Origin of the sequence: Micromonospora sp. MW-13, assembly GCF_003434305.1 — a bacterium.
Classification (GTDB): domain Bacteria; phylum Actinomycetota; class Actinomycetes; order Mycobacteriales; family Micromonosporaceae; genus Micromonospora.
Genome location: NZ_QKKX01000047.1, coordinates 16,711 through 33,413, shown reverse-complemented (window position 1 = coordinate 33,413; position 16,703 = coordinate 16,711). Strand labels below are relative to the sequence as shown.

General features: G+C 71.2%; 12 protein-coding genes. 7 read left to right on the top strand and 5 right to left on the bottom strand.

Annotated elements, in window-relative coordinates; translation table 11 throughout:
* Positions 1–38: 38 nt before the first annotated feature.
* From C5N14_RS22175 to C5N14_RS22145, 7 genes are all read left to right on the top strand, one after another.
* A complete protein-coding gene (locus tag C5N14_RS22175; protein ID WP_117670233.1) occupies positions 39–1,805 on the top strand; it encodes a thiamine pyrophosphate-dependent enzyme in 1,767 nt (588 codons plus the stop codon).
* Entirely contained in the window at positions 1,802–4,930 is a 3,129-nt protein-coding gene (locus C5N14_RS22170; protein ID WP_117670231.1) for an FAD-binding and (Fe-S)-binding domain-containing protein, read from the top strand. The genes C5N14_RS22175 and C5N14_RS22170 overlap by 4 nt, the downstream gene beginning before the upstream one ends.
* Entirely contained in the window at positions 4,927–6,012 is a 1,086-nt protein-coding gene (locus tag C5N14_RS22165) for an enolase C-terminal domain-like protein (RefSeq protein WP_117670229.1), read from the top strand. The genes C5N14_RS22170 and C5N14_RS22165 overlap by 4 nt, the downstream gene beginning before the upstream one ends.
* Positions 6,013–6,093: 81 nt before the next feature.
* Complete coding sequence (locus C5N14_RS22160; RefSeq protein ID WP_117670227.1) at positions 6,094–6,537, top strand: PPC domain-containing DNA-binding protein; 444 nt, start codon at positions 6,094–6,096, stop codon at positions 6,535–6,537.
* Positions 6,538–6,639: 102 nt separating this feature from the next.
* The gene (locus tag C5N14_RS22155) at positions 6,640–7,506 is read left to right on the top strand and encodes an SDR family oxidoreductase (RefSeq protein ID WP_243639913.1); all 867 of its coding nucleotides are present in this window, start codon (positions 6,640–6,642) and stop codon (positions 7,504–7,506) included.
* Between the two features lie 474 nt (positions 7,507–7,980).
* Complete coding sequence (locus C5N14_RS22150) at positions 7,981–8,610, top strand: class I SAM-dependent methyltransferase (protein ID WP_117670223.1); 630 nt, start codon at positions 7,981–7,983, stop codon at positions 8,608–8,610.
* A 203-nt stretch (positions 8,611–8,813) separates the two neighbouring features.
* Positions 8,814–10,016 (top strand): erythromycin esterase family protein, encoded by a 1,203-nt coding sequence (locus tag C5N14_RS22145; RefSeq protein ID WP_117670220.1) that lies wholly within the window; start codon positions 8,814–8,816, stop codon positions 10,014–10,016.
* A 545-nt stretch (positions 10,017–10,561) separates the two neighbouring features.
* Here the strand turns inward: C5N14_RS22145 and C5N14_RS32310 are convergent.
* From C5N14_RS32310 to C5N14_RS22120, 5 genes are all read right to left on the bottom strand, one after another.
* Positions 10,562–11,410, bottom strand: coding sequence for a CHAP domain-containing protein (locus C5N14_RS32310; protein WP_165878192.1), 849 nt, complete (start codon positions 11,408–11,410; stop codon positions 10,562–10,564).
* Positions 11,411–11,608: 198 nt separating this feature from the next.
* Complete coding sequence (locus C5N14_RS22135) at positions 11,609–13,885, bottom strand: DPP IV N-terminal domain-containing protein (RefSeq protein ID WP_117670218.1); 2,277 nt, start codon at positions 13,883–13,885, stop codon at positions 11,609–11,611.
* 147 nt (positions 13,886–14,032) lie between these two features.
* Complete coding sequence (locus C5N14_RS22130; RefSeq protein WP_117670216.1) at positions 14,033–14,866, bottom strand: ABC transporter permease; 834 nt, start codon at positions 14,864–14,866, stop codon at positions 14,033–14,035.
* A complete protein-coding gene (locus C5N14_RS22125; RefSeq protein ID WP_117670215.1) occupies positions 14,863–15,822 on the bottom strand; it encodes an ATP-binding cassette domain-containing protein in 960 nt (319 codons plus the stop codon). Before C5N14_RS22125 ends, C5N14_RS22130 begins: the two co-directional genes overlap by 4 nt.
* A gap of 29 nt (positions 15,823–15,851) precedes the next feature.
* The gene (locus C5N14_RS22120) at positions 15,852–16,700 is read right to left on the bottom strand and encodes a DUF4097 family beta strand repeat-containing protein (RefSeq protein WP_117670213.1); all 849 of its coding nucleotides are present in this window, start codon (positions 16,698–16,700) and stop codon (positions 15,852–15,854) included.
* Between the last annotated feature and the right edge of the window lie 3 nt (positions 16,701–16,703).

The following is a 16,703-nucleotide window of genomic DNA, read 5'->3' as shown; positions in this document are numbered from 1 at the left end:
GGGCAGCGGGGGCGTGGAACTCGGTCAGGAGGCGCGAGGTGCAGGAGATCGTCGGCGAGAGCCTGGCCCGACGACTGGTGGAGTGGGGCGTCGACACCGTCTTCGGGCTACCGGGTGACGGCATCAACGGCCTGATGGAGGGCTTCCGCCGGCAGCGGGAGAAGCTCACCTTCGTGCTGGTGCACCACGAGGAGGCGGCGGCCTTCATGGCCACCGGCTACGCCAAGGCCACCGGTCGGCTCGGCGTCTGCTGCGCCACCTCCGGCCCGGGTGCCGTCCACCTGCTCAACGGCCTGTACGACGCCAGGCTCGACCACGTGCCGGTGCTCGCCATCACCGGCATGCAGGAGACCTCGGTGCTCGGCTCGCGCTACCAGCAGGAGGTGGACACCACGCTGCTCTACCAGGACGTCGCGGCGTACAACCTGATGGTGACCAACCCGCAGCAGATGCCGGGGGTGGTCGACATCGCCATCCGCAACGCCCTGGCCAAGCGGACCGTCGCGCACCTGAGCTTCCCCAACGATCTGCAGGTCGCCCTGGCCGGGGAGGACCCTTACCGGCACGTCAGCCCCGGCGAGCCGCCGACGAGCAGCACCGTCGTGTCGCAGCCGCCGGTGCCCGCGGCGGAGGCCGACCTGGCCCGGGCGGCGGCGGTGCTCAACACCGGCAAGAAGATCGCCATGCTGGTCGGCGTGGGCGCCCGGCATGCCCGCGACGAGGTGCTCGCGGTTGCGGAGGCGCTGGCCAGCCCGATCGTCAAGACGCTCCCCGGCAAGATGGTGGTCCCCGACGACCATCCGCTCACCACCGGCGGCCTCGGCCTGCTCGGCACCAGGCCGAGCGAGGAACTGATGGAGGAGTGCGACACCCTGCTGATGATCGGCACCTCCTTCCCGTACGGGAAATACCTGCCGTCGCCGGGGCAGGCCCGCGTCGTGCAGATCGACATCGACGCCAGCCTGATCGGCCTGCGGCTGCCGGTGGACGCGGCGGTCACCGCCGACGCCAGGCTGGCGCTACGACAACTGCTGCCGATGCTCCAGGCCCGCACCGACCGGTCCTTCCTGGCGAAGTACCAGCAGGAGCGGGACAGGTGGCGCTCGGAAATGATCGCCCTACAGGACCCGACCCGGAACCCGATCGCGCCGCAGTACCTGATCAGTTGCGTGGACGAGGCAGCCACCTCCGACGCGATCCTCACCTGCGACTCCGGCACCATCGCCACCTGGGCCGCCCGGCACTGGACCATCCGCGGCGGCCGGGAGTTCTACCTGTCCGGCAACCTCGCCACCATGGCGCCGGGCCTGCCGTACGCGATCGCCATGCAACACGCGCACAGGGGCCGGCAGGTGATCGCCTTCGTGGGGGACGGGGGCTTCGCCATGCTGATGGCGGAGTTCCTCACCGCGGTCCGGCACGAGCTGCCCATCAAGGTGATCATCAACAACAACAACGCGTACGGCCAGATCCTGTGGGAACAGGTCATCCTCGGCTACCCCGAGTACGCCGTGCGGCACCGCCAGCCGGAGGCGGACTTCGCTGCCTGGGCCCGGGCCTGCGGCGGGTACGGCGCCAAGGTCACCGACCCCGAGGCGCTGCCCGGCGCGATCCGGGAGGCGCTGGCGCATCCCGGTGCGGCGCTGGTCGACTGCGACGTCAACCCGAACGAGCCGCCGATGCCGGGAAAGGTCAGGTACGACCAGGCGAAACACTTCACCGAGGCGTTCCTGCGCGGCCAGCCGCACAGGCTCGCCACGGTGGCGACGGTGGCTCGCGACAAGTTCACCGAGCTGCGTTCATGAGCCGGCGCCTCGGTGAGACCGGCACCACGGGGGCTGCCCACCGGGTGATCCTGCCCGAGCCGGTGCTGCGTCCACCCGAGCCGGCGCGCGACGTCGACCTGGCGGCTCTCGCCGCCGACCTGCGGGCCGAGGTCGACGGGGAGGTGCGCTTCGATGCCGGTTCCCGGGCCGCGTACTCCACGGACGCCTCCAACTACCGGCAGATACCCCTCGGGGTGGTCGTACCGCGGACGGTGGAGGCCGCAGTGGCCGCGGTCGCGGTCTGCCGCCGCCACGACGCGCCGCTGGTCTCGCGGGGCGGCGGCACCAGCCTGGCCGGCGAGTGCACCAACACCGCCGTGGTGCTGGACTGGTCGAAGTACTGCCACCGGCTGCTGGAGGTGGACGCGCGGGCCCGCACGTGTCTGGTCGAGCCCGGGATCGTGCTGGACTCGCTCAATGCCCAACTCAGGGCGACCGGTCTGGAGTACGGCCCGCGCCCGGCCACGCACAACCACTGCACCCTGGGCGGAATGCTCGGCAACAACTCCTGCGGCGCCACCGCCCAGCGCACCGGAAAGGTCGTCGACAACGTCGTCGCGCTGGAGGTGCTGCTCTACGACGGCACCCGGATGTGGGTCGGGGAGACCACCGACGAGCAGTACGCGGAGGTTCAGCGCCGCGGCGGCCGGCAGGCGGAGATCTACCGACAGCTACGCGCGTTGCGCGACGACCACCTCGCCGACCTGCGCAGCCGGTACCCCAAGATCCCCCGGCGGGTGTCCGGCTACAACCTCGACAGCCTGCTACCGGAGCGGAACTTCCACGTCGCCCAGGCGCTGGTCGGCTCGGAGGGCACCCTGGTGACGATCCTGCGGGCCCGGCTGAAGCTGGTGCCCGTGGTACCGGCCCAGTGCCTTGTCTTCCTCAGCTACCCGGACATCGCCGCCGCCGGCGACGACGTCCCCCGGATCCTGGAACACCGGCCGATCGTGCTCGAAGGCATCGACGACAAGCTGGTCGGCTTCGAACGGCGCAAGAACCTGCACCCCAGGGCGCTGCACGAGCTGCCGCCAGGCGGGGCCTGGCTGATGGTGCAGCTCGGCGGTGACACGCCGCAGCAGGCGCGGCAGGCCGCGGACCGACTCATCGCCGCGGTGAGCCGCGACGGCGGGCCGACCGCGCACGAGTTCGTCGACGAGGCCGACGAGCAGCGGATGTGGGAGGTCCGCGACTCCGGACTCGGGGCCACCGCCCGCGTCCCCGACGCCGAGGACACCTGGCCCGGATGGGAGGACTCCGCCGTCCCGCCCGACAGGCTCGGGGACTACCTGCGTGGCCTGAACCAGCTCTACCAGGAGTACGGGCTGGAGCAGGCGTCGCTGTACGGTCATTTCGGGCAGGGCTGCGTACACACCCGGATCCCGTTCCGGCTGCGCACCGCCGACGGCGTACGCCAGTTCCGGTCCTTCATGCAACGCGCGGCCGACCTGACGATCTCCTACGGCGGCTCGTTCTCCGGCGAGCACGGCGACGGGCAGGCCCGCGCCGAGCTGCTACCGAGGATGTTCGGCGACCGGCTGGCCCGCGCGTTCGGCCAGTTCAAGGCGATCTTCGATCCGGACGACCGGATGAACCCCGGCAAGGTGATGCCGGCCTACCCGCTGGACAGTCACCTACGGCTCGGCGCCGACTACGACCACGGCGGCGTGCAGACCGTCTTCCGCTACCCGGACGACGGTGGAAGCTTCGGCCGGGCCGTGCTGCGCTGCGTCGGGGTCGGCAAGTGCCGCCGGCACGACGGCGGCGTGATGTGCCCCTCCTACATGGTCACCCGGGAGGAGGAGCACTCCACCCGGGGCCGGGCCCGCCTGCTGTTCGAGATGCTCGACGGCACCGCGCGCGGCGGCGTCATCGGCGACGGATGGCGCTCGGCGGCGGTGCGCGACGCCCTGGACCTCTGCCTGGCGTGCAAGGGCTGCAAGGCGGACTGCCCGGTCAACGTCGACATGGCCACCTACAAGGCGGAGTTCCTGTCCCACCACTACCGGGGCAGGCTGCGGCCCCGCGCACACTACTCGATGGGCTGGCTTCCCCTGGTGGCTGCGGCGGCCGGGCTCGGGCCGCGGGTGGTCAACGCCCTGGCGCACGCGCCCGGGCTGAGCCGGATCGCCAAGACGGTCGGCGGGATCGACCGCCGCCGCGACATCCCGGTCTTCGCCGCCGAGTCGTTCCAGCGGTGGTTCGCCCGGCGCACCCCGGGCGGGGACGGGACGCGCGGCGAGGTGCTGCTGTGGCCGGACACCTTCACCAACCACTTCCATCCCGGCGTCGCGCAGGCGGCGGTCGAGGTGCTGGAGGCGGCCGGCTGGCGGGTGCGGGTGCCACGGCAGCCTGTCTGCTGCGGTCTGACCTGGATCTCCACCGGCCAGCTCGGCATCGCCGCACAGGTGCTGCGACGCACGGTCGACGTGCTGCGACCGCATCTGCGGGCCGGCACCCGGGTGGTCGGCCTGGAGCCGAGTTGCACGGCCGTGTTCCGCGGTGACGCCCACGAGCTGTTCCCCTCCGACGAGGACGTCACCCGGCTACGGGAGCAGAGCGTCACCCTGGCCGAGCTGCTGCACGACCACAGCCCCGGCTGGCGCCCCCCGTCCATCGACGCGCACGCGCTGATCCAGACCCACTGCCACCAGCACGCCGTTCTCGGCACCGCCGCCGACCAGGCCGTGCTGACGGCCGCCGGAGTGCGGGCGGAGTTCCTCGACTCGGGCTGCTGCGGACTGGCCGGCAACTTCGGTTTCGAGGCTGGCCACTACGAGGTCTCCGAGGCGTGCGCCGAACGGGTGCTGCTGCCCGCGCTGCGCGACGCCGCCGACACCGACGTCATCCTGGCCGACGGGTTCAGCTGCCGGACCCAGGTCGAGCAGGGTGCCTCCGGCGGACGGACGGCCCTGCACCTCGCCGAACTGCTCCGCGCCGGCCTGCACGCCGACGAGGTTCCGGCCCGGCCCGAACGTTTCTGGGCCCGCCGGCCGCAGGCCCCCTCGCGGATCGCCCGGCTGGCCGCTGCCGGCCTGGTCGGGCTGGCCGCCCTCGCCCCGCTGGCCGGGCTCGTGGCCCGCACCGGGCGGAAGGGCCGGTGACGGTGCGTCTCACCGCGCGTGCGTACCGCGTGCCGACCGACGCGCCCGAGGGTGACGGCACCCTGGCCTGGGACAGCACCACCCTGGTGCTCGTCGAGGCCGCCGCCGAGGGCGCAACGGGCCTGGGATGGACGTACGGCCCGACGGCGGTCGTGCCCGTGGTGGCGGAGCTGCTCGCCCCGGTGGTGGCCGACCGCGACCCCGACGACGTGCCGGCTGTCTGGTCGGCGATGCGGCGGCGGCTGCGCAACGCCGGCCGGCCCGGGGTAGCCGGGCTGGCGCTCTCCGCCGCCGACTGTGCGATCTGGGACCTGAAGGCCCGCCGGCACGGCCTGCCGCTGGCCCGGCTGCTCGGCACCGCCCGCCGCCAGGTGCCGGTGTACGGCAGCGGCGGCTTCACCACCTACGACGCCGATCGACAGCATCGGCAGTTGGCCGGCTGGGTGCACGACCAGGGCATTCCCCGGGTGAAAATCAAGATCGGTGGATCGGGTGGCAGTGAGGTGCCCCGCGACCTGAGCCGGATGGCCGCCGCCCGGCGCACCATCGGCGACGCGGCCGAGCTGTACGTCGACGCCAACGGCGCCTACCAGCGCAAGCAGGCCATCCGGGTGATGCGCCGTGCCGCGGACCTCGACGTGCGCTGGTACGAGGAGCCCGTGAGCTCCGACGACCTGCCGGGGCTCGGCCTGGTCCGTGACCACGTGCTGCCCGACGTCGCGGCGGGGGAATACGGCTACGACCTGGCCTACTTCCACCGGATGGCGCCCTACGTGGACTGCCTCCAGATCGACGTCACGCGGTGCGGCGGGATCAGCGAGTTCCTCCGCGCCGCCTCGGTGGCCGCCGCCGCCGGGCTGGAGGTGTCCGCGCACTGCGCGCCGCACCAACACCTTCCGGTGGCCGCGGCCGTACCGAACCTGCGGCACATCGAGTGGTTCCACGACCACGTCCGCATCGAGTCGATGCTTTTCGATGGCGTTGTCGGGGCCGGCGGCGGGGTTGCCCCGGTGTGTCTCGACGCGCCCGGCAACGGGCTGGCGCTGCGGGCCGCGCGGGCCGAGGCGTACCGGGTGGCATGAGACGGGAGGAAGACATCGCCGGCCGGGTGAGCGGACGGCCGACCGGTCGGCGGACGGCCGGACTCGGAAGGAGGAGGGAGCGTGCGAGTTCAGGAGGTGCACCACCAGACCCGACGGGTCCTGGTGGTGGTCTGTGACAAGGGTGAGGAGGCGGTGAGCACCATCGGCCGGGCACTGGACGCGCACGGCGTACGGTCCGGCCAGGTGAGCGCCGTCGGTGGCTTCTCCGGCGGCGAGGTCGGCTACTTCGACCGCGATCGGGGCGACTACCTCCGCATCCCGATCGGCGGGCAGGCCGAGGTGCTGTCGCTGCTCGGTGACGTGGCCGAGCGGGACGGCGAGCCTGTGCTCCACGTGCACGCCGTGCTCGGCCGGCCCGACGGCAGCACCCTCGGCGGCCATCTACTCCGCGGCGAGGTGTGGCCCACCCTGGAGGTCATCATCACCGAGGTCGGGCCCGAACTGACCAAGCGGGTCGACCCGGAGACCGGCCTCGCGCTGATCGTCGGTGCCACGCCACGCTGACCACGGGCCGCCGCTCACCCGGCGTGCGGCGTGGCGGTCGATGCGCCACCGGTGGTCGCTGGATGTTGGGATAAGTCAGCAGGTTGGGGGTACGGGCAGCAGATGGCTTCTTCTGACGACATGCCGCAACCGGGCCCGCAGGAACAGCCCTATCCGGGCGAATCGGCCGGCATGGATCCCCGGCCCCGGGATCGGATGGCCGACTACGTCGGCCGCGACCTGCTGCGCGGTAGGCGAGCCCTGGTGACCGGCGGCGACTCGGGAATCGGGCGGGCGGTCGCGATCGCGTTCGCCAAGGAGGGCGCCGATGTCGCCGTGGCCTACCTCGCCGAGCACGAAGACGCCCGACAGACCGCCGAGCTGATCGAGGCCACCGGGCGCCGCTGCGTGCTCATCCCCGGCGACCTGGCCGACGCCCGGCACTGCTCCGAGGTGGTGGCCCGGACCGTAGGTGAGCTGGGCGGTCTGGATCTGCTGGTGAACAACGTCGCCTACCAGCAGAACGCCGACTCGCTGACCGAGATCTCCGAGGAACAGTGGCAGCGCACCTTCGCCGTCAACATCCACAGCTACTACCGGGTCACCAAGGCGGCACTCGACCACCTGCCGGAGGCTTCCTCGATCATCAACACGGCCTCGATCAATGGTCTCAAGGGCAACAGCCATCTGATCGACTACTCGGCCACCAAGGGCGCGATCATCGCTCTCACCTACTCTCTCGCCCAGTCGTTGGTCAAGAAGAGGATCCGGGTCAACTGCGTCGCCCCCGGACCGGTCTGGACCCCGCTGATCCCGGCCACCCTCCCGGGCGACAAGGTCCAGGAGTTCGGCCAGCAGGTCCCGATGGGACGCGCCGCCCAACCTGACGAGATCGCCCCTTCCTACGTCTTCTTCGCCAGCGACCTGTTGTCGTCCTACTACACCGGCGAGGTGCTCGCCCCGATCGGCGGCGTCACCCTGCCTGGCTGACGCACCGAGCGGCCGGAGAGAACCGGCCGCTGACGCACCGAGCGGCCGGAGAGAACCGGCCGCCGTCGTCCGCCCGGCTCTGCCATGCCGCACCGCATACCGGGATCGCCAGCCTGCTGGGCACCTTCGCGCCAGACCGTCACCCGTGTTCCATCCCTTACGTCCGTGACGACCTTGGCCGGGGTCACCGCCGGAACAGATCCGGACAGACGATCAGGCGGGGGCACGGCGTCGAGCACCGCCTCTGGGGCGGTGACCACCATGCCGGTGGCGTCGCCGCCAGGCATCGGTCGAGCGCCTGCCGTGCGTCACGGGAGGTGTGGGAGCCTGCGAGTGGGGCGAGTGGTTCGCGTCCTTCGATGCCGGGTGCGGCGCAGCGTCGCCATGTGACTATGGTCGGGGCCTCGCCGTCCGGCCCGCACCGCCGTCGACCTGTCCCCCGACCGGCACCGCTTCCTGTCCGCTGGAGGTACCGTGACCACCGCACCGGATCAGACCGCCAGGGCACGGCGCGTCTGGGACAAGGCCGCGCCCAGCTACGACAGGCAGATCGCCCTTCTGGAGAAGCTCCAGTTCGGGGGCGGCCGGGAATGGCTCGGTGCCCGCGCCCGCGGCCGGACCCTCGACGTGGCCATCGGCACCGGCCGCAACCTGCCCCACTACCCGCCCGACGTCGCGGTCACCGGAATCGAACTCAGCCCCGCCATGCTCGCCATCGCCCGGCAACGGGCCGTCGACCTCGGCCGAACCGTCGACCTGCACGAAGGCGACGCCGAGCGGCTGCCCTTCGCCGCCGCCTCCTTCGACACGGCCGTCTGCGCCCTGTCACTGTGCACGATCCCCGATCCGGCCGCCGCGATCCGTGAGATGCACCGCGTCCTGATCCCCGGCGGACAGCTACTCCTACTCGATCACATCCGCAGCACCTGGCCACCCGTCCATGCCGCCCAGTGGCTGCTCGAACGGATCACCGTCCCCTCCGCCGGCGAACACTTCACCCGCCGCCAACTACCCCTGGTGCAAGCGGCCGGCTTCGACATCGTCGAGGCCGAACGACTCAAGGCCGGCACCGTGGAACGAATCCACGCGATCAAACCCGACTGACGCGCCGACCGGCCGCGCCCGGCGCGCGAGCCGACCGCCGCCGCTGACACGGGTCGGGCCCGCTCCAGATCCGGTGCCCCGACTGAAACCTCGCGGCCAGGTCAACCGGCCTGAGTTGTCCGCCACTTTGAAGGTTTCGTCTCACCGGCCTGCTGTTGTCGCGGAAAAGTTTCTACCGATGGTTCAACGATACCGTTCATGGCATGACTGCTGCTATCAAAGACGCCGCCCATCTCGTCGACGCCGCTACCGTCATGGGGTTGCTCCCGGCCCGGCCGCGGCTGCTTGCCTTGGGTGAGCCGACCCACGGCGAGGATGTTCTGCTCGACCTGCGAAACGACCTCTTCCGGCAACTCGTCGAGCAGGAGGGCTACCGGGCGATCGCCATCGAGAGCGACTGCATGATGGGCCTGGTCGTGGACGACTACGTCACGTCGGGCACGGGCATCCTCGACGAGGTCATGGAGCGCGGCTTCAGCCACGGATGGGGTGCCTTCGCGGCCAACCGCGAACTGGTGCGCTGGATGCGCGCGTACAACGACGGCCGGCCCGCGTCCGAGCGGCTGCGCTTCGTCGGTTTCGACGGCCCGCTGGAGACCACCGGCGCCGCGAGCCCCCGGCAGGCCCTCACCGCACTCCACGCCTACCTCACCGCCCGGGTTGACGCCGACCTGCTTCCCTGCACCACGGAAACGCTCGACCGCCTGCTCGGCGCCGACGACCGGTGGACCGACCCCGCCTCGATGATGGAACCGTCCCGGTCCGTGGGGCAGACGCCCGAGGCCAGGCAGCTGCGGCTGCTCGCCGACGACCTGGTGGCCCTGCTCGACACGCAGACGCCACACCTGATCGCGGCGTCCGCACCGGACGACTGGGACCGGGCACGCATGTACGGTCGTACCGCCACCGGGCTGCTGCGATACCACTTCTGGATGGCCGACGGGTCACCGAGCCGCCTGGCGCGGCTCTGCGCGCTGCGGGATTCGATGATGGCCGCCAACCTGTTCGCCATCGCCGAGCAGGGCCCGGCGCTGGTGTACGCCCACAACGGGCATCTCCAGCGGGACAAGAGCAGGATGCGGATGGGCGGCCTGCCGCTGCAATGGTGGAGCGCCGGGGCGATCGTCAGCGCCCAACTGGGCGAGGGGTACGCCTTCCTCGCCACGGCCCTCGGCACGATCCGCCACCACGGGGTGGACACCCCACCCCCGGACACCATCGAAGGGCTCCTGTACGCGCTCCCGGAGGACCGATACGTCGTCGACGCCCGCCGACTGGCCGCTGTCCTCGGCGAGGTGGCGCCCGCCTCCCGCGTGTCCCCCTGGTTCGGCTACTTCCCGCTGGACCCGGCCCACGTCGCCAGCATTGACGGGATCGTGTTCGTCAAGGACGCCCCGCCGAGCTAGTGGGGTCTGTGACCGTGCCGACCGACACCAGCGGGCCGGCGCGGACCGGTGGCCCCCGGGACCGGGCCGGCACGTTCGAGCCCCGGACCGAACCCGGACGGGTCCCGCCCCTTCGCCGTGGCCCGGACCGTGCGGGTGGGAGCCGGCGCGGTCGCCGGACGTCGGGCACCGCCGGCCGGAACGCGCCGGTCGACGGTTGCCCCAGGCTTCGGGTGACCTCAGTGGTGGGTCGGATCCGGCACCGAGGCGCTGCCGATTCGTAACCGCTCGCGTAGCCGGCGCGCTCCGGGGCCGCGGTACGCCCGCAGGGTGCTTTCGAGAGCGTCGCGCACGTGCGGATCGGGATGGTCGGCCAGGTATGTCAGCGCCGCCGCGCCGGCCACGGCCCAACTCGTAGAGCACCTCGACGATCTCGTCGGCGGTGGTCGCCGTCCGTAGCCGCGTCATCAGCTCGCTCTTCGGCCGGGGCGGCTCGTCGTACGACCGTGCGGGCACGCCCACCCCGCCGGGCCGGCGTGCCCGCATGCCTCAGTTGGGCCAGCAGGTCACTTGAAGCGGATGAACTTGGAGAACTGGCTGTTGGCAGTTCCCACCGTCACCGTCCGGTGACTGTACGCGTCGGCGTAGAGGTAGTTGTACTCGTCGATTTCGAAGGAGCCGTTCGAATTCACGCTGGTGACGAAGGCGACGTGACCGTAGGTGCCGCCGAGGCGGACCGCGATGTCACCGGCCTTCGGGCTGTTGTAGACCGGCACGCCGGCGTTCCCGGCAGCGGCGACCCACTCCTTGGCGTTGCCCCACCGCGCCTGGCCCGCGTACTGGTTGTGGAAGGCCACGCCGACCCGGCTCCGCAGCGCCCAGGCGGCGAAGCTGGTGCACTGCCCCTTGTAGAAGTTCCACGGATCGATACCCGTGGTCTGACCCTTGTACGGGTAGTCGTCCTTGGCCGGGTAGGTCGTCCCGGCAGAGATCAGCTGGTGGGAGGCGTTGTTGTTCTTGAGCGTGGCGTTCAGGTTCGCCTTGGCGCCCGGCGCGAAGTCCTGGTGGGCGTAGGAGCCGTCGTAGTCGCTGTTGTAGTAGACCCGCACCGTGTTGCCAGTGCGGTTCCACACGGAGGCGGCATTGTTCTTGATGCACAGGCCCTGGCCGTTGCCGGCGCCCTTGAACTCGTAGCAGTCCGGCTGGGTCGAGCCGTAGTCGGCCAGCGATCCGGTGTGATCGGAGATCGACCCCGCGTGGTCGCTGTTGTAGTAGTAACAGAACTCCCCGGCGTCGCAGATTCCATCGCGGGACGCCGCCTGAGCAGGCGCGGCGACCGCCAGGACGCCGAGGGTCGCGGCGAGCACGCCGAGGGCGCCGAGGGCGCCGAGCGCGCGAACGGTGATCCTGGACATGCCCACTTCCCTTCCAGGGGTATGAGACGACGGGCCCACACTACAAGCCATTGATCAATCTGCATACGCTTTTCGCGGTCCGGCCAGCCGCCGAGCTGGTCGCGGCGCGATCGGCCGGCACCCGCCCACGCTGCCGGATCGCCGGATCGCCGGATCGCCGAGTCTCTGCCGGCCCGGGCCGACGAGGGCTGGTCGCGCTCAGGCGAAGAGTTCGCCGAGCAGCTCGGGGTCGATGGGGATGGGGGCGGGGCGGTAGGCCGGCGGCTGCGCGCCCATCAGCTCGCGTACCAGGAAGTCCCAGCTACGCTTGCGGACGTAGTGCAGGCAGTCGATGAACAGGTGCTCCGCCCCGGGCACGATGAGCAGCTCGAAGTCCTTGTCGGCGGCGATGAGCCGGTCGGCCAGCCGCAGCGTGTGGTCCGGGTGGACGTTGTCGTCCGATTCGCCGTGGATGAGCAGCAGCTTGCCGGTCAGCCGGTCCGCGATGTCGACATTGGATGCGCGGGCCCATGCCTCTGGGTTGTCCGCACCGTCGTACAGCTCCGCATAGGACGCCTGGTAGTGGCGGTGGTCGTGGACGCCGCAGAGGGCGACGCCGGCCCGGTAGACCTCGGGGAAGTCGAGCATCGCCCGCACGGTGGCGAACCCGCCGCCGGACAAGCCGAACGCGCCCACCCGGTCCAGGTCCATCCATGGCCGGGTCCGGGCCAGTTGCCGTAGCGCGGCGACATGGTCGTCCAGAGATCCCGCGTCGGCGAGGTGACCGTAGGAGGCGTCGTGAAAGGCCTTGCTCCGCCCCGGGGTGCCGCGCCCGTCCACTGCCACCACCACGAAGCCCAGCGCCGCGATGGCCTCCGCGTCGAAGCCGAACCCGCCGGGGTCGAAGCACGGGTCGACCCGGTTGACGTGCGGGCCGGGGTAGACGCTGTCCACCACCGGGTAGCGCCGGGCGGGGTCGAACCCCCTTGGCCGGTACAGCACACCGTAGATGTCCGTCACTGCGTCGGCCGCCTTGACGCGGAACCGTTCCGGCGGAGTCCAGCCGGTGGCGGTGAGCTTGCTGATGTCGGCCCGCTCCAGCTCGACCAGCACCCGCCCGGTCCAGTCGCGGACGCGGGACACCGGCGGGGTGTCGACGGTGGACGCCGAGTCGATGAAGTACTCCATGGTGTCCGGCACCGTGACGACGTGGTCCCGTTCGTCGTCGGTGACCTTGGCGAAGCCGGAGCCATCCAGGCCGACCCGGCACACCGTGCGCCGGTACGGGTCGGCGTCCACCAGCCCGGAGGCAATGAAGTACACCACCCGCTCGGTCTCGTCGACGTGCAGGATCTGCCGCACCGCCCACTGCCCGGAGGTGACCTGCCCGAGCAGCGTGCCGGTGTGCAGGTCGTACCGGTACAGGTGGCCCCAGCCGTCCCGCTGCGAGTACCAGAGCGCCTCGTCGGCCAGCACCCGCACGATCGGTGGCTCGGTCATCCACTGGTTGGGCTCCACGCGGGTGGCCCCGGTCTCGCTGAGCACGGTGGTGACCTGGCCGGTGGCCGGATCGAGGCGGTGCAGGGTGAGGGTGTGCCGGTCGCGGGGCGTGCTGAGGTAGTACACCGCCGAGCTGTCCGGGGCCCACCACGCCCACTTGATCAGGATCGGCGACAGCGCCGACATCATCAGCGGCTCCGCCTGCGCGCGGACCACCGTGCCCGACGCGATGTCGAGGACCACCAGTTCGGCGCGCGGCAGCGCCTCGTCCCCGGGGTACGGGTACCGCTGGGTGCGCAGCACCGAGGCGCCGCCGTCGGCGGGCCTGGCCTCCACGAGGTGGGTCTGCCGGACACCGCGCTCATCGGTCCGATGCGTCAGCGCCTTCGTCGAGTCGGGCGACCAGGCCACGGCAGGCGGCAGGTGCGGCAGGCCGAACTTGCGCAGCAGGGTGCCGTTGCCGAGGCACTCCGGGCTGGAGGCGTACCGGTAGGCGGGCTCGCCGTCGGTGGTCAGCGCCCACTCGCGGCCGTCGGACAGCGAGCGCGCCCACAGGTCGTGCCCCCGCAGGGCCACCGCGACCTTCTTGTCGGGTGACGGCACCTCCAGCGGGTTGCCCGACGGCGGGAGCTCGGCCCGCTCGCAGGCGTAACTGTCCAGGCGGCAGCGCCAACGCCCGCCGAACGCGTCGAACTCCACGGCGTTCCCGGCCAGCTCGATGGCCCTGAACGGCAACGCCTCACGGTCGACCTGCTGCCCGGAGGCCGCGGCCAGCGCGACGGCGAGCCGGGCGTGGTCGAAGGCCGGCTCGCGGCTGCCCGCCGCCGGGTCGACCAGCACGAACCGCCTGCCGGCTCCGTTGCTCACCGCGTACCAGAATCGGGCCCCTCCGTCGATCCACTGCGGCTTGATCTTGTCGCCGACGACCAACTCGCCGGGTCGGGCGGGTCGACGGAGGAGCAGTTCCGCAGCCTGGTAGTCCTGAGTAGTGCTCATTCGTCGTGTCCTTCCTCGGTGCCGGTTTCGGGCATGGGGATGCCACGGCGACACCAGCACGGCAGGGGAAATGAGAGCGTGGGAGGCTCGGGCGAGGGCGCTGGCCGTCTCGCGAGCAGGGCGCGGTCGGGGAAGGGCGGTGCCTGGTCAGGACTCGCGGTTGAACAGACGTTTCGACCAGAGGTATCCGCCCAGCGCGATGGCGGCGCACCAGGCGAGCCCGATCCACGCGTTGTTCCCGATCGGCTTGTCCATCAGCAGGCCGCGCAGGGTCTCGATGATCGGCGTGAACGGCTGGTACTCGGCGAACCAGCGCAGAACGGCCGGCATGGAGTCGGTGGGTACGAACCCGCTGCCGAGGAAGGGCAGCAGGACGAGCGGCATGGGCAGGTTGCTCGCGGTCTCGACGCTCTTGCTCACCTGGCCGAGCGCGACGGACAACCAGACGAGTGCGAAGGTCACCGCCACCAGGAAACCGGCCGTGGCCAGCCACCCGCCCAGCCCGGCGGTGGGCCGGAAGCCGACCAGCAGCGCCACGCCGATCACGATCGCCAGGCTGAACACCGCCTGGATCATGCTGCCCAGGACATGCCCGGTCAGCACCGAGACGCGGGCGATGTGCATGGTGCGAAACCGGGTGATGATGCCTTCGGTCATGTCCATGGCGATCGAGATCGCGGTCCCCTGGACCGTGGCCGTCACGGTCATCAGGATGATCGCGGGTGCCACGTAGTTGGCGTACGCGGCGCGCCCGCCGGCCGCGCCGACGTGCGCCGCCCCGCCGAGTCCGGCGCCCAGTGTGCCGCCGAGCACGTAGACGAACAGCAGCAGGAAGACGACGGGCATCCCGACGAGCGTCACGGTCATGGACGGGTACCGCAGCATGCGCTTGAGGTTGCGGCGCAGCATCGTCGCCGAGTCGCGTAGCGGATGGAGACGGAGTCTCGCCGGAGCCGGGCCGGTGAGGGTGGAGGTGCTCATCGGGTGGTCACCTTCTCGTTGCTGGGGTTGCCGGTGAGGGCGAGGAAGACGTCGTCGAGATCGGGGGTGTGCACGGACAGTTCGTCGACCTCGATGGCCCGGTCGTCGAGCCGGCCGATCAGGGTCTTCAGCGCGCGCAGGCTGCCATCGCTGGGCACCCGCAGGGCGAGCGCGTCGTTGTCGGGCGAGGCCTGCTCCAGCACCCGCATGGCCGCGTCGAGGCCCTGCGGGTCGGCGAACCGCAGGCGAACGTGTCCACCGGGGATGCGGCGCTTCAGTTCCTCCGCGGTTCCCTCGGCGACCACCCGGCCGTGGTCGATGACCGCGATCCGGTCGGCCAGCTCGTCGGCTTCCTCCAGGTACTGCGTGGTCAGGAAGATGGTGACGCCGCTGGCCACCAGGTCCCGGATGATCTGCCACATGTTGCGGCGGCTGCGCGGATCCAGTCCGGTGGTCGGCTCGTCGAGGAAGATCACCCGCGGGCTGCCGACCAGGGTCATCGCCAGGTCGAGCCGCCGCCGCATGCCCCCGGAGTAGGTCGATGCCGGCTTCCTGCCCGCCTCGGTCAGGTCGAACTGTTCGAGCAGCTGGGCGGCGCGCCGCCGGCCTTCGCCCCGGGGGAGGTGGTGCAGATCCGCCATCAGCAGCAGGTTCTCCTCGCCGGTGAGCAGGTTGTCCACCGCGGAGAACTGACCGGTGACGCCGATCGCGGCGCGCACCGCGTCCGGTTCGCGGGCGAGGTCGTGCCCGGCGACCTGGACGTCACCGGCGTCGGCACTGAGCAGAGTGGACAGGATCTTGACCGTGGTGGTCTTCCCGGCACCGTTCGCGCCGAGCAGCGAGAAGACCGTTCCCTGTCGCACGTTCAGATCGAGACCGTCGAGCACGACCTGGTCGCCGAACGACTTCCGTAGCCCGGTCGCGGCGATCGCGGGCCGGGATTGCTTGCTGGTCATGGTTTCCCTTTTCCGGAGCCGGAGGTGGATCAGGAGCGGTGGATGGTGATGTCGCCGTAGGAGGTGCGGCCACGCACCTCGACGGTCTCGTCGGCCTCGTCGGGCCGGGTGGCGTTCTCCAGCAGGTTGCGCACGTGCCCGAATGCGGTGTTCACCTCCAGCCAGGCGGCGGTGCCCGCGGCGATGCCGACATCCAGGTTGCCCATGGCGGTCCCGAGGACGACCGAGCCGCGGACCACCTCGCCGAGGCGGATGCTGCCGTTGGACGTCTTGGCGTCCACGCCGGCGCCGGCCCGCTCGACGTGGATGTCGCCGTTGGCCGCGCGCACCCGCAGGTCGCCGGTGACCGCGTCGATCGCGGTTTCGCCGTTGGAGTTCTTGACCACCGCGGTGCCCTCGACCTCGCCGATCTGGACCTTGCCGGAGCCGGTGGAGATCTCGGCGTTGCCCGTGATGCCGTCGGCCGTGACGTGACCGGCCGACGTGTCCAGGCGCAGCGGGCCGGTTCGTTCGAGCCAGAAGTTCCCGGCGGAGGTCTTGAGCCTGCACTCCCCGAGTCGACCGGCACAGCGGACGTCGCCCACCTGCATCTCGGCGGACACCTGGGAACCGCTGGGCAGTTCGATGGACACGTCGACCGACCTGGTCTTGCGGGAGAAGTCGAAAGCGCGCGCCTTCGGACCGGTCACCCGGAGCGTGCCGTTGGTGTAGTCGACACGGACCTGCTGAGCGGCCTTCACGTCGGACTCGTCGGTTTCGTCGCTCGGGCGGACCTCGACGACAGTGTCGGTCCGGTCGCTCGCGGCGATCCGCACGTCGCCGACGACGCCGAGTTCGAGCGTGACGGAAATCGGTTCGGGCGTCTCGAAATTTGGCATGGT

Excerpts from the sequence above, each read along its gene's own strand:
- C5N14_RS22170 (WP_117670231.1), top strand. The coding sequence starts at position 1,802 with ATGAGCCGGCGCCTCGGTGAGACCGGCACCACGGGGGCTGCCCACCGG.
- C5N14_RS22155 (WP_243639913.1), top strand. The coding sequence starts at position 6,640 with ATGGCTTCTTCTGACGACATGCCGCAACCGGGCCCGCAGGAACAGCCC.
- C5N14_RS22145 (WP_117670220.1), top strand. The coding sequence starts at position 8,814 with ATGACTGCTGCTATCAAAGACGCCGCCCATCTCGTCGACGCCGCTACC.
- C5N14_RS32310 (WP_165878192.1), bottom strand. The coding sequence starts at position 11,410 with ATGTCCAGGATCACCGTTCGCGCGCTCGGCGCCCTCGGCGCCCTCGGC.
- C5N14_RS22135 (WP_117670218.1), bottom strand. The coding sequence starts at position 13,885 with ATGAGCACTACTCAGGACTACCAGGCTGCGGAACTGCTCCTCCGTCGA.
- C5N14_RS22130 (WP_117670216.1), bottom strand. The coding sequence starts at position 14,866 with ATGAGCACCTCCACCCTCACCGGCCCGGCTCCGGCGAGACTCCGTCTC.
- C5N14_RS22125 (WP_117670215.1), bottom strand. The coding sequence starts at position 15,822 with ATGACCAGCAAGCAATCCCGGCCCGCGATCGCCGCGACCGGGCTACGG.
- C5N14_RS22120 (WP_117670213.1), bottom strand. The coding sequence starts at position 16,700 with ATGCCAAATTTCGAGACGCCCGAACCGATTTCCGTCACGCTCGAACTC.